This window comes from Bacillus sp. JK74, assembly GCF_053663395.1.
Window position 1 is genome coordinate 627,397 of record NZ_JBSJQB010000001.1, and the last position, 17,120, is coordinate 644,516.

Consider the following 17,120-nt stretch of genomic DNA (forward strand, 5'->3'; position numbering starts at 1 on the left):
ATCAGCACCATGCCGCTCGTAACCGTTAAAATGCTTGAAGGCCGCACAGATGAACAAAAACGGAATCTGGTTGAAAAAGTGACCGAAGCCGTAAAAGAAACGACAGGCGCTGCCGAAGAAAAGATCATTGTCATGATTGAAGAAATGAGAAAGGATCATTACGCCGTCGCCGGCAAACGGATCAGCGATACGGAGTAATCCTTGATAATGGCCGGCGCTGCTATGTCAGGCCGGCTTATTTCACAACCTTTTCAACCAGGCTGAAAAAGATTTTCTTTTCTTCCTCTGTCAATGCTTCGAACAGTTCGTCAATGAGCAGCTGCCGGTTTTCAATCATTTGCATGGCCGCCATTTTTCCCGATTCGGAAAGCGTCATCCATACCGTGCGGCGGTCTTCGTTGTTTCTCGACCTTTCCACGAATCCTTCTTTTTCTAAATGATTGAGAGCGGTTGTCGTGGCGGAAGGCGATAATGTGACCTCCTGCAATATATCTTTAATCGTGCACGTGCCGTGCCGGTAAATAATCCTCAGAATAAATCCTCTGATATTGTTTATACTCTTCGGAATTGTCGCCTCATCAAGCTTTTTCGTGCTCTTTAAATATTTCGTGAGCGCGTAATCCAGTACATTTGCTTGCAAGTTATCGTGCTTCATGCAGAAACTCCCCATTTCAAGATGCATCCATCATCATTTGTTTGTTTTTTATTACATTTTACTGATACCTTACGGAGAAAGTCAAAATTCCGGCCGGAATGCCCGCAACTTTTATCCTGCCCTGCACAGACTTTTGTCTCCCTCTTTTTTACCATATCCTTTTATGCAATGCTGGTTTTATAGACACGATTCAGGTAAAATCATTAAGGGTGACTGCGTTTGACGGAAAGGATAATCTGATCGGATGCGGCAGACAATATGATTGGAAAAGAAAAGAAACGGAACAGACGGGGAAACAGAACACAGGATTGTCGATTACACAGAAGATGTGACACGGGTAAAAGCCAAAGAGTCCCTCTTGGCTTTTGCTTTTGGATGGAGGGATGCGTGTTGCGGAATATCCTACAAAAAAAAGACATCACCCAGCTGCTTGAACAAAGCAGAAACAGGCAGACTGCCAAAACGATGGGTGGATTTGATTTAACATTACTGGGCATCGGCGCCGTCATCGGGACGGGCGTCATGGTCCTTACAGGCATTACGGCCGCGAAAAACGCCGGGCCTTCCGTAATCTTTTCTTTTATCATTGCAGCCGTTGTCTGCAGCCTTGCAGCATTATGTTACGCCGAAATCGCTTCTGTTCTCCCGGTTTACGGAAGCGCCTATATTTACTCTTATACCACCATGGGAGAAATTGTCGGCCATTTAATGGGCTGGACGCTCTTATCCGTTTATATGGTGACGGCGTCGGCGGTGGCAAGCGGCTGGTCAAGTTATTTTAATAATCTGTTAGCCGAAATCGGCATGCCTTTGCCGGACAGTCTGCTGCACGTGCCGAGCCAGGGGGGCATCGTCAACCTTCCTGCCATCATCATTACTCTATTAATTGCCGTCGTTCTGTCACGCGGCTCTAAAGAGAGCAAAACCTTTAATAATATAATGGTTCTCGTAAAAATCGGAATTGTTTTGCTGTTTATCATCACAGGAAGCTTTTTTGTAAAGCCGGGCAATTGGCATCCTTTTATGCCTTTTGGAATCAAAGGCGTCATTACGGGGGCTTCTGCCGTCTTTTTTGCGTTTCTCGGATTTGACGCGATTTCGGCTTCGGCTGAAGAAGTCAAAAAACCGCAGCGCAACCTGCCGATCGGTATTATCGGTTCACTGGTGATCTGTACATTGGTGTACGTCATCGTCTGTCTCGTCATGACGGGTATGGTTCCGTATTCACAGCTTAATGTGCCGGAAGCCATGTCTTATGTGCTGCAGACTGTCGGACAAAACGCGGTGGCGGGCATTATCGCTGCCGGTGCGGTGATCGGACTGATGGCCGTCGTTCTCGCCCATACCTATGCGGCGACCCGTATATCTTTTGCGATGGCAAGAGACGGAATGCTGCCGAAAGTCTTTACCATTGTCGGAAAGAAATCGGGAGCGCCGATCTTTAATACGTGGCTGATCGGACTGATCAGCGCATGCATCGCGGGTTTTGTTGATCTGAAAGAGCTGTCAGATCTCTCAAACATCGGCGCGCTATTGACATTTGCCATGGTCAGTCTGTCCGTGCTGATTCTGCGCCGCACCCATAAAGATCTTCCACGGGGATTTAAAGTGCCTTTTGTACCCGTACTGCCGATTTTGGCCATTATCTGCTGTTTGTTTTTAATGGTCAATCTGCCGCTGAAAACGTGGCTTTATTTTGCCGTCTGGCTGATCATCGGCGTCATCGTTTACTTTTTATATTCGTACAAGCACAGCAAATTGAGACAATAAACAAAACCAGGCCCGCTTTATCGCGGCCTGGTTTTTTCATAAAAAAAGACGAAAGCCATCGCCTTTAACAAATGTGTTTCAGCTCTTCTATGTAGTGAAGCGCCTCATCATATTCTTCATCCGTATATTTCTGTTTGCTTTTTATCGTAAACACTTTCTCTTTCTTTTCCTCAGCTTCAAGGCCGTCAAAATACAAAATCGTAGACACCAGCTCCAGAAACCGGGATGAGCGGCTGTTGACGCTGTCGATGTACTTCTTCATATCCGGCATTGTGAGCTCCGCATGATGTAAAAACTCGGCTCCCGTCTCCGTCAGCGAGTACCGGTATTGAAAGTAGCCGCCCTTTTTTTCCTTCACCTCATCCAGAAACCCAAGATTGCACAGCTCTTCAATTCGAAGCGTCAGTTCTTCGGAATACGGGCCGTAAAAATGAAAATCATATTTTTCGTAGAAAGGATACTGCATTTTCTTCGCGATATAAATGATTTTCTGCAGCTTTTTCCGCCCGATGATTTCTCCAGAATCCGAGAACACCTTCATCAGTTTTGCATGTTCTTTCAACAAATTCCCGACATCTCCTTTTCCTTCTTTACCAAAATCCTTTTATGTCAGTCCCAGCAGCTGCCGGATTTTTAATTTTGCTTCAGGGTTTTCTGAATCATCAAAAATGAGGTCCATCGGATAGTACAGCTTATGATCCGTCCGGCGTTTGCCCGAAATGGATTCGACAATAGCGGACTGCCTGGACAGCTCTTTGATCTGGCCGTTCTGCGTTAACAGGTGAATCGGCAGACGCTCCTCCTCTTCACCCGGCCGGTAAAAATCATACGGCAGATCCGATGAAGAATCGACCACTAAATAGTAATTGGGATCAATTCCCGCCTCTTTAAACAGAGCGGTCAATTCAAAATAAGCCGACATTTCCTCATTGGGGTTAAATTCGGCATATTGAAACAGCTGGCGGTTAATGAAGCGGCGGCACAAGTCGGACAGAATCGGGTCCTCTTCTTCCTCCCAAGCCTGGAAATAATATAAAATGATGGCTTCATCAAGCTTCAGATAATCCGCAAGCGTCAGCTTCCCTTCAAAAATGGAATAAAAATGAACGGGAGCATGAGTGAATATATACCCTTCTTCATGGAGCTGCTTCGCACGGTGGAGAATTTTCGTCAAAATGACTTCTGCGCTTCTCGTCACGGGATGAAAATACACCTGCCAGTACATTTGATAGCGGCTCATAATATAGTCTTCGACGGCGTGCATGCCGCTTTGCTTAATGACGATCTGGTCCTCTCGCGGACGCATGACCCTTAAAATCCGTTCCATATCAAAATGTCCGTAGCTGACGCCCGTATAGTATGCGTCCCGCTGAAGGTAATCCATCCTGTCGGCATCAATCTGGCTCGAAATCAGGCTGACCACCTGTTTGTTTTTGTATGTTTTGGCAATGACTTCGGCAACATCCTGGGGAAATCCCGGTCCCGCCTTTCTGAGAACCTGATTCACCTCGGTGTCGCCGAGAATGATTTCCCTCGTATAGTCTTCATGATCCAGATGAAAAACCTTTTCAAAGGAATGCGAAAACGGCCCATGTCCCAAATCGTGCAAAAGCGCGGCGCTGAGACAGAGTTCGCGTTCATTGTCATCCCATTCAGAACGCCCTTTAAAAACATCATCAACCATTCGTCTGACAATCTCATAGACGCCGAGAGAATGGTTAAAACGGCTGTGTTCCGCGCCGTGAAAGGTCAAATACGTCGTACCGAGCTGTTTGATCCGGCGCAGCCGCTGAAATTCACGGGTGCCGATCAAATCCCAGATCAGCTTGTCCCGCACATGAACATAGCGGTGAACGGGATCTTTAAACACTTTTTCTTCTGATAATTTTCCGTTTGGATACGCCATCGTCATTCCCTCTTTTTTTTAGCCGTGATTCTATTATATCGGCTCTGTAATTTGAAAACATCCTTGAATTTGTCCGGCGTTTTGTTCCAGTTTTCCGACATTGATTTTTTGAAGCAAAAAAGCCTGACCCATCGGGCGAGGCTGTCGTAAAAATACACATTTACTTTTTGATCTTCTTTTTCACTTTCTCAATCAGCTCGTCCTCAGTCGGCGCCGACAGCGGGCGGTTGTTTACGAAAGCAAACGATTTTTTGCGTCCGGGCCCGCAATATGACTGACATCCGACCTCCACTTTTGCATCCGGGTCAGCTTCTTTCAAACGCGGCAGCAAAGTCTTAATATTGGTGGCCTGGCAATCATCACACACTCGGAATTCATTAGCCATGATGTACGCTTCCCTTCATTCAATGTTCCTCTATGTTAAATCTTAATTTTTAAAAACGAAAAAAATCACATCACGTTTTATTGTACAAGGATTCATCTTATCCTGCAAGGCTCTGCGTATCTCTCATTCTTTCAGCCAATTTGTATAAATATTTTCCAATCTGGACATTCTAATACCATCAAGATTATTGGGGGTTGAGAACATTGACAAAGCAAAGACAGGACGCCTGGTCGGAGGAAAATGACCTGCTGCTTGCGGAAACCGTGCTCCGGCACGTCCGGGAAGGGAGCACGCAGCTGAACGCCTTTGAAGAGGTAGGCGATAAATTAAACAGAACGTCGGCAGCGTGCGGATTCAGATGGAATGCCGTCGTGCGCCATCAATATGAAAAAGCGCTTCAGCTTGCAAAAAAACAGCGGAAACAGCGGATGCGCGCGCTCGGAAACGGCCAGCCGGCCAAGAAGAAACTATTATACCAGCCGCCTGCACCGGATGCGGACATCATTCAAGAAACCGCAGCCGAAGAGACGGTTCAAACGGAAGCGCCAAAAGAGGACCGGCAAGCCGTCATGTCCGGCGAACATATGCCTTATGTCGATGAAAGCTTCAAGGAAGAGTTAGCTAGTTTATCACATTTGCTGGCGCCTCAGCAGCCGAGCCAAAAGGCGGAGCTCACAATGGCAGACGTCATTCAATTTCTGCAGAGCTATGAAGGCAGCGGAAAGCAAACTTCCGCCTTGCAGATGGAAAATGACCGTTTAAAACGGGAAAATCAAGAACTTCAGTCTAAAACCGAGCAGCTGGAAGCGGCCGTCGAAAAGCTTGAAAAAGATCAAAAGACCATTCAGGAAGACTACGAAACCTTGGTGAAAATTATGAACAGAGCCAGAAAACTAGTTTTATTTGAAGACGACGAGCATGCCTCTCCGTCCTTTAAAATGGACCGGAACGGCAATTTAGAAAAAATGGCCGAATAACGCAAAAAACCCCTTTCCTTGTCATGGAAAAAGGGGTTTTTGCCATTTGTCAATGACGCGCATCCTGATCTATATTAATGTAAACATTGTTCAGGAGGCCTTCTTCCCGCAAGGGCTGCGCATCTCGGTCCCCGCCCGCACATAAGCATAAAGATTCAATTCCTCATCCCAAATGGTTCTTGGGAATTATTGATCGATCAGCTACTGTGCAATACACTGTATAGAGAATACAATTATTAGATATGATGGGAATGATAGTAAATGAGTAGCCAATTACGAAAAGGAGCATTGGAACTTTGTGTGTTGTCCCTGCTTCTTTATGAAGATTTATATGGTTATGAATTAATCAAGGTCATAAGTGAAACGTTCCCTGTATCGGAGGGCACCATCTACCCCATATTACGAAGACTTACGAAAAATAACTATTTAAAAACGTATACAGCAGCTTCAGATCAAGGCCCGTCACGCAAATATTACAAAGTAACAGAAGAAGGCGCCTTTTATCATCACACATTAAAATCGGAATGGCTTGACCTGTCCGAAAAAGTGAACAGCATCATTAAGGAGGGAAAATGAATGTGTAAAGACCAATATTTAAAACATCTCCGGCGGGAAATAAAAGATCTGCCGGAACTTGAGCAAAAAGAGATACTCGCCGATATCGGCGAAATTTTCCAAATGGGCGGCGCTGAAGGAAAAAGCGATGAACAAATCGCCGGCAATTTAGGAAACCCCAAAACACTTGCGCGCGCCTTAAAAGCGGATATTTTCATCAGTGATGCCGAGGAGCAGAAAACATGGCGCTCCTTTTTCAAAGCATTCGGCCTGATGCTGGGTATGGGCATGTTCAACTTCATGTTTATGCTGACACCGTTTCTTTTTGCCTCTGTTGCGGTGTTAAGTTTGATGGCAATCGGCCTGATGCTGATGACCGGATCATTCTTTCTCCTCGTAAAAGTGCCGATTGTAACAGCCATTTTTAACGGATGTATGGTCCTCGGAGCGGGTATGGCGGTGTTTATGGCCGGATTTGATCTTTCGAAACTGATATTCCGCATCTTTTTGCGCTATTTCAAATGGAATGTCAGCGTTGTAAGGAGGGAAACCATTGAATCGAAAAATGTGGTATAGCATTGCTCTCATTTTAATCGCTGCCGGCCTGATCGGAAGCATGTTCTTCGGTTTTGACGGCTTTTACCCTAAATCATAAGGAAGGTGTGCACGTAGCATGAGTGAACCAGCCCTGATATTAAAAGATGTCTCTAAAACCATCAATCATACCCCTATTGTACAGTCAATTTCATTCGATGTGAGAAAAGGTGAGATATTCGGCCTTTTAGGGCCTAACGGCTCAGGTAAAACCACTATTTTCAGAATGATCGTACAGCTTATTAAAAAAACAGAAGGAGCCATTTCATTCAGAGGCAGACCGGACAGCGACTTTGAATATTTTATGAGACATATCGGGGTTATCATTGAAGCAAAAAAGCCCGGACTCAGTCCAAGCTTTCCTGCGTGCCGAACACCTTCTCATTCCGTTCCAGCATTCGGGTCAGATTTTTTTCAAATACCATTTCCTCTTCCGGCGATAATCCGGCTGCATACAGGCGTCCGCTGAGTTCCTTCAGTTCAGTCAAAAGCGCCAGCATTAAGTCCTGCACGGTAATGTCCGTTTGCAGCAATTCGCTTAATGAAGCCATCGTTTCGGGCCGGATATCGGGATATACGCCTTTTGTATCGTTGCTTTTGTCTTTTAAAGCGGCTTGATAGAAACGTCTGATCAGATCGGCGCGTTCGCTTCCGCTTTTATCGGCGCAGAGGTAAATCTGAACCGCGGTTCCGCCCCGCAGGCGTCTTTGTGAGATTCCCGCGAATTTTCGGCCGCCGATGCTGAGATCATAGCTGCCCGGACAGTACGATCCTTTAATTTCATATGCTTCAATTTCGGCATTGTGCGGACGCAGCATCCGCCGCACCAGCTCTGTCATCGCCTCGTAGCCTCTGTCAATGTCGATGCCTTTTTTCTCATCTTCAAAAATAAGCGAGATATTCAATACGCCTTCATCGAGAACGACCGCTAGGCCTCCTGAATTGCGGACAATGACACGGTAGCCTTCGTCCTCCAGCAATTTCACGCCGTCCTCTAAAAACGGCAGGCGTGTGTCCTGAATACCGAGCACGATCGTCCGGTGGTGCACCCAAGAGCGTGCCGTCGCAGGCGATTCCCCTTTGCCTACGGAGGCGCACAGCGTATCATCCATTGCGAATGACTGCTTCGCATCAAAATAAGGGCCGAGGCTGGATTGGTCAATGATTCTCCAGCTCGGCTGCATCAGTAAATCAATCGGTTGCTTTCCCATCTATATTAAATCCCTTTCGTCATAGGCTTTCCATGCGTTTATTATATCACTCCGCTTGAGATGATTGAAATTGGCTTTTCAAAAGAGCGATGAAGATTTCTTTGTTTTTTGTGTTCTCCATAATGGAAGATTGGATGATAGACAGTTTCCGTTTTAAGGAGAATCCTTTTATCTCAAGCACGGAAATGCTGCCGTGAAGCAGATCCTTTTGCAGCACGCTTTTTGACAGAACGGAAAGACCCATTCCGCTGATCACGGCTTCCTTGACGCCCTGGTTGCTGCTGATCGTCATCATGGATTTCGGCCGCAGTCCGTTTGATTGAAGGACATGGTCTAAATATTCCCTCGTTCCCGAACCCTTCTCCCTTGTCACCCACGCTTGATTTTGCAATTCGGCAGCCGGGATGTTTTTTCTGCCGGCGAGCGGGTGTCCGTTCGGTGCGGCAATGCACAATTCATCCTCCATAAACGGCTGAATGTCGAGCTCGTTTTTCCCCGTATGCCCTTCAATTAATCCGATATCGGCTTGAAGCATCCGAACCGCTTCGCTGACCTCCTCCGTGTTTCCGATCATGACGTCCAGGTTCAGCTCGGGATACTCGTCATGAAGCTTTGCGAGAAGCGGCGGCAGAATATATTCGCCGATGGTAAAGCTCGCGGCGATTTTGAGCTTCCCTTTGACATAATGATGGTGGGCGTAAATTTCGGATTTCGCCTGTTCGTACAAAAAGACCATCTGCTTGGCGCGCTGATAGAGAATGTCCCCCGTCGGCGTCGTCGTAAAGTGCTTCGGAGAGCGGTTCAGCAAAGCGGTTTGAAATTCTTTCTCCAGGTTTTTAATGTGAAGGCTGACGCTTGGCTGAGAAATCATCAGCTTCTGCGCCGCCTTTGTAAAGTTTTTTTCTTCCACGACGGCAATGAATGTTTTCAGTTCCCCATAATACAAAAAGCATCGCCCCTAATCATTATTTTTCCTAATCGTTTAGATCATATAAATATATTTTACTAATGATTAAGACCGCAGTAAAGTGGAGTTATCAAGATAATGGGAAGTGACTGAGATGAAGATGATAAAGGGTATTTCAGTTACCGCAGGAATTGCGTTTGCGACTTTCTATGTCAGCCGCCTGCCGTTTTTGCATATGCTCGGAATGCTTGTCCTTGCCATGCTGATCGGCATGCTCTGGCGCGCCGTATTCGGACAGCGGGAGGCATTAGAGCCGGGGATCGCGTTCTCAAGCAAATACTTGCTGAGAGCAGGCATCATCCTGCTTGGCATGAGACTGAATCTGGCGGATATCTATCATGCGGGCTGGCACGTATTTGCAATTGCCGTCTGCTGTATGATGTTTGCGGGTGCCGTTGTATACGGACTGTCCCGGCTGTTCCGTATAGATCAGACACTCAGCACGCTGACAGCCTGCGGCACAGCGATCTGCGGAGCGGCTGCCATTGCCGCGATCGCGCCGCAGATCAGATCAAATGAAAATGCAGCCGCCATCAGCGCGGCCGCCGTTTCGTTATTAGGAACCGTTTTTACTGTTGTATATTCTCTTGCTTATCATGGATTGGGGTTTTCTCCTGCGGCTTACGGAGCCTTTTGCGGGGCAACGCTTCACGAAGTGGCGCATGCGGCGGCTGCCGGCAGCGCCGGAGGAAAAGCAGCCGTCGAGATGGCGGTGATCGTCAAACTGACCCGGGTCGCGCTGCTCGTCCCGGCCGCATTCATGCTCGGAATGCGGGCGCGCCGCAGCGGAAAGTCAAAGACGGCTTCTGCCGCTTCGCTCCCCATCCCTTGGTTTATCTTCGGATTTCTCGGAATGAGCGCCATCCATACATCAGGCGTTATTTCAGCTTCGTTTTCCGCATTTCTTGTTCAAGTGTCTTATGTTTTAATCGGCATGGCGATGGCGGGTCTCGGTTTGAAAGTCCATATATCGGCGTTTCGTCATAGCGGCTGGCGGGCGCTCGCAGCAGGCTTGATCGGTTCTCTCTTTGTCCCTGTTCGGCTGGGCCGCAGTGACGTTCTTTCTATAAAAAAAGCCGGACCTCGTAAAGGCCGGCTTTTGCGGATTACAGCGCTTGAGCAGCCGTAATTAACGCAAGATTGTAGACGTCTTCCGCATTACATCCTCTGGAAAGATCGTTTACAGGCATATTCAATCCTTGCAGAATCGGTCCGACCGCTTCAAAGCCGCCTAAGCGCTGAGCGATTTTGTAGCCGATGTTTCCTGCTTCAAGGCTTGGGAATACAAATACATTCGCGTCTCCTTTAATGTCGGAGTCCGGCGCTTTTTTCTCCGCGACAGACGGCACAAATGCAGCGTCGAATTGGAATTCGCCGTCAAGCGTAAGCTCAGGCGCTTTTTCCTTCGCAATTTTCACGGCTTCAGCCACTTTGTCCGTCTCGTCTGATTTCGCCGATCCTTTTGTAGAGAAACTGAGCATGGCAACGCGCGGGTCAATGTCAAACATTTGAGCCGTATTGGCGCTTTCAATGGCGATTTCGGCAAGGTCCTGGCTGTCAGGAGCAATGTTGATCGCGCAATCAGCGAACACATACTGCTCGTCACCGCGGGCCATGATGAAGACGCCTGATGTTTTTTTCACGCCTTCTTTTGTTTTAATGATTTGCAGTGCAGGGCGCACCGTATCGGCTGTAGAATGTGCAGCTCCGCTGACAAGTCCGTCTGCGAGACCTTTGTACACAAGCATCGTGCCGAAATAGTTTTCGTCCAGCAAAGCTTTGCGGGCCTGTTCTTCCGTCGCTTTGCCTTTGCGGCGTTCTACGAAAGCCTGAACGAGTTCTTCCATGCCTTCATATGTATGCGGGTCAAAAATGTCCACGCCGTCAAGCGTAAGATTTAATTCTTTCGCTTTTGCTTGAATGTCTTCTTTATTGCCGACTACGATCGGCTTTAATACCTTGTTGCCCGCCAAGTTGTTGACCGCAACCAGGATACGTTCGTCCAACCCTTCAGGAAATACGATTTTCACATCTTTTCCTGCGACTTTTTCTTGTACTTTTGTAAATAAATCTGCCACGATATTCCCTCCTCTATGTTGACAAAAAACGCTTACTTTTACAGCATACTCTTCTTCCAGCTAAATTCAAATAACCAACTTCTATTATAGCGCTTTCAAAAAGAAATCTTATTTTTCTAACTAATTTAATTGACGGTTTGTTTCACGGCTTAGTTTCTGACACAAGGCTTCGGATTATTCAAGGTTTCTCCACAGCCGAAACGGTTAAACTGTGATATAGTGAAGGCATCAATGTAATGAAAAGATATAGGAGTGAAGATACATGAGTGAGCAGCAAAAAACGAACGAGGCCGCCCAAACGCTTGACGGCTGGTACGCGCTTCACGATTTCCGCACAATGGACTGGACGTCATGGAAGATGTTATCCAGCGATGAGCGCCTGTCGATTATTCACGAATTTACGGGACTGCTTGAAAAATGGGGCGTCGCCGAAAAAGAAGGAAAAGGCTCGCAAACGATCTACAGCATCGTCGGACAGAAAGCTGATTTCATGCTGATGATTCTTCGCCCGACAATGGAAGAGCTGAACGAAATCGAGCTTGAATTTAACAAATCAAAGCTTGCTGAATTTACAATCCCGGCTTATTCTTACGTGTCCGTGGTTGAGCTGAGCAACTACCTGGCAAGCGGAGAAGGCGATCCGTATGAAAATCCGCATGTCCGCGCCCGCCTGTATCCTGAGCTGCCCGAAGCGAAATACGTCTGCTTCTATCCGATGGATAAAAGAAGAAGCGGCAATGACAACTGGTACATGCTTTCTATGGATGAACGCAGAAACCTGATGAGAAGCCACGGCTTGATCGGACGGAGCTATGCCGGCAAAGTCAAACAGATTATCACGGGATCTGTCGGTTTTGACGATTACGAATGGGGCGTCACGCTCTTCAGCGATGATGTGCTTCAGTTCAAAAAGCTTGTTTATGAAATGCGCTTTGATGAAGTCAGCGCGCGCTACGGCGAATTCGGTTCATTTTTTGTCGGAAACCGCTTGTCTCTCGACACGCTTCCGAAGTTTTTGCACGTGTAATAAGTTGTTAAAGCCTGATTTTAAAAATCAGGCTTTTTCCAAAAAACTATTGACAAAATATTGAACTTGATGTAAAGTTTACTTTACGTAAAGTACACTTTACTCACCGAGCAATTGTTGTATCGAAATGAGGTGAAATATGAGTGAAAAATCGGTTAAAAGAAATTAGACAGAGGCATTCTTATTCACAGGAAACGCTAGCCTTGAAATTAAAAGTGTCCAGACAAACCATCATTTCAATTGAGAATGGGAAATATAATCCCTCTCTGCCCTTAGCTTTGAAAATAGCAAAGATTTTCAAGGAAAGTGTAGAGAATATATTTTTGTTAGAGGAGGAATAAAAATGAAGAAGAACTTTTTTTTAATATCTTTTGTTTTTTTCATTATCGTCTCAGGAGCTTTTATAGCACTATCAATATTTACGCAAACAAAATTACCTTCAATAACTTTTCCCATCTTAACTCTTTCAATAATAAGCTTTGTTCTATGGGCTACCTTCCCATCATTACCATTAAAAAGAGATGAACGAGGAAAGTTTATAATACAGAAGAGCTTAGCCTATACTTTTATGCTGACCTTAATTTATCTTTTCATTTTCTTGACAATATTTTATTTTAATTTAATCAACCTAGACAAAGAACAGATTTTACTCTTATTTTCCTCGTTAGTTATAAGTACAGCATTTATATCGATCCTCATTCTAAATAAGAAATACTAACAATTAATACTGAAAGTTAGTTAAATTAATTCTTTTTTGAAAGCTTTTACTATTATTCCAACTCGAGAACGTACATTTAACTTTTTACGTATTTTTGCTATATGATATTCAATAGCTCTTTGAGAATAACCTAATTGTTCAGCTATTTCTATATTGGATTTTTCTTTAGCTATTAGATCAATGATTTCACTCTCTGTTTTCGTTATATTGTTCACCTTTGAAAACCCCTTTAAAACAAAATCTTTGGAACCACACTACCATACATTAGGCTCCTTATATTTATAATTTAAAAACGATTGACTGAGCCCAATATTTACTTGATCTTTATAAAAAATTAGCAGGGGATTGCCCTGCTAATTTTATAAATTTAAAATTTACTTTTACATCGTCCATAACAAACTCCTATTACAGAACCAGTTGCAACATCAGCTGCCAACAGACAAGCATAGCAACCAGCACCAGCAGTGCTAGCACAAGCAACACCACATAGTGTGGCTAATGCAGCGATTGCCCACGAAGCAACTCCTTGTCCCGATAAACAAGAATTAAAGCAGTTCCACCATTGCTTAAACCCCTGAGAAGACATGCTTTTTGTTAAATCAACTTTTTCACCATTGTCTTTAATAACAAAACCTGATTCAACTTCTCCAGATTTATTAATTTCAGTATTATAAATGAGTTTTTTATTTTTAATCACCTTTGAAGCAACTTTCCCTGATTTCTCCCTTACACCAACTAAAGAGTAGTCCTCTATAATTTTACCATTTTCATCTAGTATAACGATAAAATTGCTATCTTTTTCGACGTTTTCTCCTTTTAAAGGATAATAAGCATAATAAAGCGTTTTAGTTCCATAATTCTCAACTTTCATCATATGTCTTTTGTTGTTATCAAACTCTATGTTTTTGCTGTACTTCTTCATCAACGCCAGTTTTTCATCTTTTTTCCCCAATCTTTAATCCAGTCATCAATTTTTAATGTTTCAGATTTGGATGCTCTACTTAATTTTTCATCTCCTGGCTCATAATCCGCTGATGCAAAATTAGGTAATATACACGAAATTGCCAATAAAATTGATAAAGTCAACAGTAGGTAGTGCTTTGCATCCCAAATTTTTTTAATCATATGATCTCTCCCTTTCCTTTTTTTGTAATCATAATATAAAAAAATTGCGGTTAACCGAAAATATTTATATATTCAATATTTCCTTAAGATTAAGTACAAAGAACTTGGAATTAAAAACAAAACCTCTCTGAAAATCGTTGAATAACCAATAGTTTCTGCGTTTCCATTACCAAAACAACCACAACCATACGGAAAATATCTACCGAAATTAGCCATTAACAGAATAAGAAATATTGTGATTAACAGTTTATAAAATATTACGAAAAAATATCGAAATCGTTTCACCCAGATCAAAAACGCAATCACTATTTCAATAATGGGGACTGCAAACCCTACTATTAGATACATTGACTCGGGTATGTATTGATAATATTGTAGTGAAAATATAAAACTATATACGTCAAATAATTTCATAAAACCAGAATACAGCATTATTATTGATATGATTGCTATGGATACATGCTCAACTTTCCGAATTAAAAAAGTTTTTATATTTATTCTTAGTCTGTTCCCCTTCAATTCTATTAGTTTCCCTTCCATTTTTATAAACGACTAATGTCGGTGTTTGATTTATCTTATAACTTTCCCAAGATTTTTGATCACCTTCGATGTTTAATATAAGGAATTTTCCGTTTATTTTCTCTCCCATCGGAATAAGATATGGTGAAACCCTTTTACAATGAAGACAATTTATTTGATAATAGTATACAAATACGTGATTTTGATCTTTTATTGCATTTCTCACTTCATTTGTAGTAGCCTGTCCAGCATATAAATTATCATTTTTTTGATAGATATTTGATGCAACTGCTATCAATGAACAAAATATTATGAGGATTGATATTACAATAATTATGCGCTCCTTTTTTTTCATTAAAACTAACCTCCTTTTTAATTCTTTATTCTCTTTCCCGGTTTGTTTTTTGAATATTTTATATGCTAACGTAAGGACTCTTTTAATAAAAGGGTATTTTTTACCATTTAATAAATTATTTCAAAATTGATGCTATGCTGATTAATGAAACTTTTATTTCAACTAAGGTTAAGTTCGCTTATTATTTTTTCTTTGTCAGAATTTAAATAAAATTTGCTATTTTTATCATTTTTTTTTACGATGTAAAGGAGATTCCATTTTGGTAAAGGGGTGCAGACAGTTGTCAAAACGAACCGCATTTATTATGGGAGCCAGTCAGGGGATCGGCAGAGCGATCGCTCTGAAACTGGCTGACAATGGCTTTCATACCGTCATTAATTCACGAGTTCCCGAAAATATCGAATCGGTAAAAGAAGAGATCCTCGCCAAACATCCGGATGCGGGCGTCACCGTTCTGGCCAGCGATATGTCGGACCAGAAGGCGAGAGCCGGCATTTTTGAAGAAATCAGATCACAATGCGGACGGCTTGATGTATTGATCAACAACATTCCGGGCGGCTCGCCGGATACCTTTGAAAACTGCGATATAGAGGATATGACAAATACCTTTACGAATAAAACGATCGCCTATATCGACTCTATGAAAACGGCCGCAGCGATCATGAAACAGCACGAATTCGGCAGAATCATTAATATCGTCGGAAACCTATGGAAAGAACCCGGCGCCAATATGTTTACCAACAGCATGATGAACGCCGCTTTAATTAATGCCAGCAAAAACATCGCCATTCAGCTTGCGCCTTTTCACATTACTGTCAACTGTCTGAATCCCGGATTTATCGCCACAGACCGTTATCACCAATTCGTGAAGAATGTCATGAAGCAAAACGGCATTTCTAAAGCGGAAGCGGAGGAACGGATTGCCTCAGGCGTCCCGATGAAGCGTGTCGGAACTGCGGAAGAAACCGCGGCGCTGGCTGCCTTTCTTGCCTCTGAAGAAGCCTCCTATATTACCGGACAGCAAGTGTCAGCCGACGGCGGCAGCATGAAAAGCATATAATAAAAACATCCCGCTCTCAGCGGGATGTTTCTTGTAATGAAGGAAAGGACAAACCTAGCTTTTGAATCCGCAGCACGAATTCCCTTAAATCGCCCTGTTTTGCCACCATTGATATTCTGACATAACGCTTTCCGCCGCTGCCGAAAATCTCGCCGGGCGTCACGACAACATGGGCATGCTCCAGCAGATAGTCCGAAAACTGGTGTGATGACTCGAATTCATTCGGAATTTCAGCCCAAACATAAAAAGTCCCTTTCGGTTTTTCAATGCTCCAGCCTAATTCCTTTTCACATAACGCCGTGAAAAAATCAATCCGTTCTTTATATGTGCGCTTCAGACGCTCCGTATGCTCAGGATTTCCTGACAGCGCCGCCGCTGCCGCCTGCTGAAGGCCGCCGAACATGCCGACGAAGACGTGATCCTGAAACTCATTGACCGCCTGAATAATTTTCTCATTCCCCACGGCAAATGCCATTCTCCAGCCTGCCATATTGAAGGTTTTCGAAAATGAATATAGCTCCGCGCCGACCGTTTTTGCTTCCTTCGCCTGAAGAAAGCTGGCCGGGTTCTGATCAAATTCGAACGCGCCGTATGCAAAATCGTGAATAAGATGGATGTCATGTTTTTTTGCAAACGCAGCCGCTTTTTCATAAAACGCCTGATCCGCAGTCGCGCCCGTCGGGTTATTCGGGTAATTCAAAAACATCAGCTTGGCTTTTTTCAGGACGGCGGGATCAATCCGCTCAAAATCCGGCAGATAGCCGTTTTCAGGATGAAGCGGCATCTCATGCAGCTCCGCTCTGGCCATTGTGATTCCCGATAAATACTCAGGGTAGCCGGGGTTCGGGACTAAGGCGATATCGCCGGGGTTCAGCAGGCATTGCGTCAAAACGTACAAACCAGCTTTCCCTCCGCCGAACAGCGCGACTTCTGTCTCCGGATTGACCGATACCCCGTACTCTCTCTCATAAAATTCCGCGACAGCTTCTTTCAGAAACGGATAGCCTCTGAACGGGCCGTATCCGTGATACGAAGGATTCAGCGCAGCCTCCCGCAATGTTTCAACGATATGCGGCGGAGTGGGGAGATCGGGATTCCCCTGCCCGAGATTAATGATCTGGGCTCCCGTTTTCTCCATCTCTTTTACCTTTTGAAAAACGAGCGAAAATTCCTGTTTCGGAAGTGTCTTGATGACGTCGGACGGTATGATTTCCATCT

At 44.4% G+C, this 17,120-nt stretch carries 22 protein-coding genes and 1 pseudogene; 10 read left to right on the forward strand and 13 right to left on the reverse strand.

Annotated elements, in window-relative coordinates; translation table 11 throughout:
* Nucleotides 1-9: 9 nt before the first annotated feature.
* Nucleotides 10-198, forward strand: coding sequence for a 2-hydroxymuconate tautomerase (locus ACWJJ5_RS03240; RefSeq protein WP_003151042.1), 189 nt, complete (start codon nucleotides 10-12; stop codon nucleotides 196-198).
* A 37-nt stretch (nucleotides 199-235) separates the two neighbouring features.
* On the opposite strand, the gene ACWJJ5_RS03245 is transcribed toward ACWJJ5_RS03240, so the two are convergent.
* Complete coding sequence (locus ACWJJ5_RS03245) at nucleotides 236-655, reverse strand: MarR family transcriptional regulator (RefSeq protein ID WP_003151040.1); 420 nt, start codon at nucleotides 653-655, stop codon at nucleotides 236-238.
* Nucleotides 656-1,045: 390 nt separating this feature from the next.
* Between ACWJJ5_RS03245 and ACWJJ5_RS03250 the strand changes: the two genes are divergently transcribed.
* The gene (locus ACWJJ5_RS03250; RefSeq protein ID WP_289412720.1) at nucleotides 1,046-2,425 is read left to right on the forward strand and encodes an amino acid permease; all 1,380 of its coding nucleotides are present in this window, start codon (nucleotides 1,046-1,048) and stop codon (nucleotides 2,423-2,425) included.
* A 64-nt stretch (nucleotides 2,426-2,489) separates the two neighbouring features.
* Here the strand turns inward: ACWJJ5_RS03250 and ACWJJ5_RS03255 are convergent, their stop codons facing one another.
* From ACWJJ5_RS03255 to ACWJJ5_RS03265, 3 genes are all read right to left on the reverse strand, one after another.
* Nucleotides 2,490-2,990, reverse strand: a complete 501-nt coding sequence (locus ACWJJ5_RS03255) for a YwgA family protein (RefSeq protein ID WP_007407653.1) — start codon at nucleotides 2,988-2,990, stop codon at nucleotides 2,490-2,492.
* Between the two features lie 39 nt (nucleotides 2,991-3,029).
* Entirely contained in the window at nucleotides 3,030-4,331 is a 1,302-nt protein-coding gene (locus tag ACWJJ5_RS03260) for an HD domain-containing protein (RefSeq protein ID WP_146275737.1), read from the reverse strand.
* Nucleotides 4,332-4,491: 160 nt separating this feature from the next.
* Nucleotides 4,492-4,716, reverse strand: coding sequence for a DUF1450 domain-containing protein (locus ACWJJ5_RS03265; protein WP_003151034.1), 225 nt, complete (start codon nucleotides 4,714-4,716; stop codon nucleotides 4,492-4,494).
* A gap of 203 nt (nucleotides 4,717-4,919) precedes the next feature.
* Between ACWJJ5_RS03265 and ACWJJ5_RS03270 the strand changes: the two genes are divergently transcribed.
* The 4 genes and pseudogenes from ACWJJ5_RS03270 to ACWJJ5_RS03285 all read left to right on the forward strand — a co-directional run.
* Complete coding sequence (locus ACWJJ5_RS03270) at nucleotides 4,920-5,693, forward strand: RsfA family transcriptional regulator (protein WP_003151032.1); 774 nt, start codon at nucleotides 4,920-4,922, stop codon at nucleotides 5,691-5,693.
* A gap of 261 nt (nucleotides 5,694-5,954) precedes the next feature.
* A complete protein-coding gene (locus ACWJJ5_RS03275; protein ID WP_014306027.1) occupies nucleotides 5,955-6,269 on the forward strand; it encodes a PadR family transcriptional regulator in 315 nt (104 codons plus the stop codon).
* On the forward strand, nucleotides 6,270-6,824 hold the full coding sequence (locus ACWJJ5_RS03280; protein WP_012118697.1) for an HAAS signaling domain-containing protein: 555 nt from the start codon (nucleotides 6,270-6,272) through the stop codon (nucleotides 6,822-6,824).
* Nucleotides 6,825-6,921: 97 nt separating this feature from the next.
* A pseudogene (locus ACWJJ5_RS03285) lies at nucleotides 6,922-7,209 on the forward strand (ATP-binding cassette domain-containing protein); the annotation flags it as partial.
* Here the strand turns inward: ACWJJ5_RS03285 and ACWJJ5_RS03290 are convergent.
* A complete protein-coding gene (locus ACWJJ5_RS03290; protein ID WP_025853620.1) occupies nucleotides 7,190-8,053 on the reverse strand; it encodes a lipoate--protein ligase family protein in 864 nt (287 codons plus the stop codon). The pseudogene ACWJJ5_RS03285 and the gene ACWJJ5_RS03290 sit on opposite strands and share 20 nt — an antisense overlap.
* A 46-nt stretch (nucleotides 8,054-8,099) precedes the next feature.
* The gene (locus tag ACWJJ5_RS03295; protein ID WP_003151014.1) at nucleotides 8,100-8,999 is read right to left on the reverse strand and encodes a LysR family transcriptional regulator; all 900 of its coding nucleotides are present in this window, start codon (nucleotides 8,997-8,999) and stop codon (nucleotides 8,100-8,102) included.
* Nucleotides 9,000-9,114: 115 nt separating this feature from the next.
* Here ACWJJ5_RS03295 and ACWJJ5_RS03300 point away from each other — a divergent pair, with 115 nt between their 5' ends.
* On the forward strand, nucleotides 9,115-10,149 hold the full coding sequence (locus ACWJJ5_RS03300) for a YeiH family protein (RefSeq protein WP_454022186.1): 1,035 nt from the start codon (nucleotides 9,115-9,117) through the stop codon (nucleotides 10,147-10,149).
* Here the strand turns inward: ACWJJ5_RS03300 and pta are convergent.
* Nucleotides 10,127-11,098, reverse strand: a complete 972-nt coding sequence (pta, locus tag ACWJJ5_RS03305) for a phosphate acetyltransferase (protein ID WP_003151012.1) — start codon at nucleotides 11,096-11,098, stop codon at nucleotides 10,127-10,129. The two genes, ACWJJ5_RS03300 and pta, sit on opposite strands and share 23 nt — an antisense overlap.
* A gap of 262 nt (nucleotides 11,099-11,360) precedes the next feature.
* Here pta and hemQ point away from each other — a divergent pair, with 262 nt between their 5' ends.
* Both hemQ and ACWJJ5_RS03315 read left to right on the forward strand, forming a co-directional pair.
* On the forward strand, nucleotides 11,361-12,125 hold the full coding sequence (gene hemQ, locus ACWJJ5_RS03310) for a hydrogen peroxide-dependent heme synthase (RefSeq protein WP_017418694.1): 765 nt from the start codon (nucleotides 11,361-11,363) through the stop codon (nucleotides 12,123-12,125).
* 143 nt (nucleotides 12,126-12,268) lie between these two features.
* A complete protein-coding gene (locus ACWJJ5_RS03315; protein ID WP_017418693.1) occupies nucleotides 12,269-12,466 on the forward strand; it encodes a helix-turn-helix transcriptional regulator in 198 nt (65 codons plus the stop codon).
* 397 nt (nucleotides 12,467-12,863) lie between these two features.
* Here ACWJJ5_RS03315 and ACWJJ5_RS03320 read toward each other — a convergent pair whose 3' ends face one another.
* The 5 genes from ACWJJ5_RS03320 to ACWJJ5_RS03340 all read right to left on the reverse strand — a co-directional run bounded on the left by ACWJJ5_RS03320 (nucleotide 12,864) and on the right by ACWJJ5_RS03340 (nucleotide 14,842).
* Nucleotides 12,864-13,058 carry a response regulator transcription factor gene (locus tag ACWJJ5_RS03320; protein WP_017418691.1) on the reverse strand — a complete coding sequence of 65 codons (195 nt, stop codon included), beginning with the start codon at nucleotides 13,056-13,058 and terminating at the stop codon, nucleotides 12,864-12,866.
* A 152-nt stretch (nucleotides 13,059-13,210) separates the two neighbouring features.
* Complete coding sequence (locus tag ACWJJ5_RS03325) at nucleotides 13,211-13,795, reverse strand: hypothetical protein (protein ID WP_454022187.1); 585 nt, start codon at nucleotides 13,793-13,795, stop codon at nucleotides 13,211-13,213.
* A complete protein-coding gene (locus tag ACWJJ5_RS03330) occupies nucleotides 13,765-13,968 on the reverse strand; it encodes a hypothetical protein (RefSeq protein WP_454022188.1) in 204 nt (67 codons plus the stop codon). The genes ACWJJ5_RS03325 and ACWJJ5_RS03330 overlap by 31 nt, the downstream gene beginning before the upstream one ends.
* A gap of 72 nt (nucleotides 13,969-14,040) precedes the next feature.
* On the reverse strand, nucleotides 14,041-14,508 hold the full coding sequence (locus tag ACWJJ5_RS03335) for a MauE/DoxX family redox-associated membrane protein (RefSeq protein ID WP_142385906.1): 468 nt from the start codon (nucleotides 14,506-14,508) through the stop codon (nucleotides 14,041-14,043).
* Nucleotides 14,432-14,842, reverse strand: coding sequence for a thioredoxin family protein (locus tag ACWJJ5_RS03340; RefSeq protein WP_173612947.1), 411 nt, complete (start codon nucleotides 14,840-14,842; stop codon nucleotides 14,432-14,434). Before ACWJJ5_RS03340 ends, ACWJJ5_RS03335 begins: the two co-directional genes overlap by 77 nt.
* Nucleotides 14,843-15,122: 280 nt before the next feature.
* On the opposite strand from ACWJJ5_RS03340, the gene ACWJJ5_RS03345 reads away from it, so the two are divergent.
* Nucleotides 15,123-15,902 carry an SDR family oxidoreductase gene (locus tag ACWJJ5_RS03345; protein ID WP_233662420.1) on the forward strand — a complete coding sequence of 260 codons (780 nt, stop codon included), beginning with the start codon at nucleotides 15,123-15,125 and terminating at the stop codon, nucleotides 15,900-15,902.
* A gap of 16 nt (nucleotides 15,903-15,918) precedes the next feature.
* On the opposite strand, the gene ACWJJ5_RS03350 is transcribed toward ACWJJ5_RS03345, so the two are convergent.
* Nucleotides 15,919-17,118 carry a pyridoxal phosphate-dependent aminotransferase gene (locus ACWJJ5_RS03350; protein ID WP_070082535.1) on the reverse strand — a complete coding sequence of 400 codons (1,200 nt, stop codon included), beginning with the start codon at nucleotides 17,116-17,118 and terminating at the stop codon, nucleotides 15,919-15,921.
* Between the last annotated feature and the right edge of the window lie 2 nt (nucleotides 17,119-17,120).

Coding starts and splice junctions, on each gene's coding strand:
- ACWJJ5_RS03280 (WP_012118697.1), top strand. CDS start 6,270: ATGTGTAAAGACCAATATTTAAAACATCTCCGGCGGGAAATAAAAGAT.
- ACWJJ5_RS03335 (WP_142385906.1), bottom strand. CDS start 14,508: ATGGAAGGGAAACTAATAGAATTGAAGGGGAACAGACTAAGAATAAAT.
- ACWJJ5_RS03290 (WP_025853620.1), bottom strand. CDS start 8,053: ATGGGAAAGCAACCGATTGATTTACTGATGCAGCCGAGCTGGAGAATC.
- ACWJJ5_RS03265 (WP_003151034.1), bottom strand. CDS start 4,716: ATGGCTAATGAATTCCGAGTGTGTGATGATTGCCAGGCCACCAATATT.
- ACWJJ5_RS03245 (WP_003151040.1), bottom strand. CDS start 655: ATGAAGCACGATAACTTGCAAGCAAATGTACTGGATTACGCGCTCACG.
- ACWJJ5_RS03260 (WP_146275737.1), bottom strand. CDS start 4,331: ATGGCGTATCCAAACGGAAAATTATCAGAAGAAAAAGTGTTTAAAGAT.
- ACWJJ5_RS03340 (WP_173612947.1), bottom strand. CDS start 14,842: ATGAAAAAAAAGGAGCGCATAATTATTGTAATATCAATCCTCATAATA.
- ACWJJ5_RS03300 (WP_454022186.1), top strand. CDS start 9,115: ATGAAGATGATAAAGGGTATTTCAGTTACCGCAGGAATTGCGTTTGCG.
- ACWJJ5_RS03350 (WP_070082535.1), bottom strand. CDS start 17,118: ATGGAAATCATACCGTCCGACGTCATCAAGACACTTCCGAAACAGGAA.
- hemQ (WP_017418694.1), top strand. CDS start 11,361: ATGAGTGAGCAGCAAAAAACGAACGAGGCCGCCCAAACGCTTGACGGC.
- ACWJJ5_RS03275 (WP_014306027.1), top strand. CDS start 5,955: ATGAGTAGCCAATTACGAAAAGGAGCATTGGAACTTTGTGTGTTGTCC.
- ACWJJ5_RS03330 (WP_454022188.1), bottom strand. CDS start 13,968: ATGATTAAAAAAATTTGGGATGCAAAGCACTACCTACTGTTGACTTTA.
- ACWJJ5_RS03240 (WP_003151042.1), top strand. CDS start 10: ATGCCGCTCGTAACCGTTAAAATGCTTGAAGGCCGCACAGATGAACAA.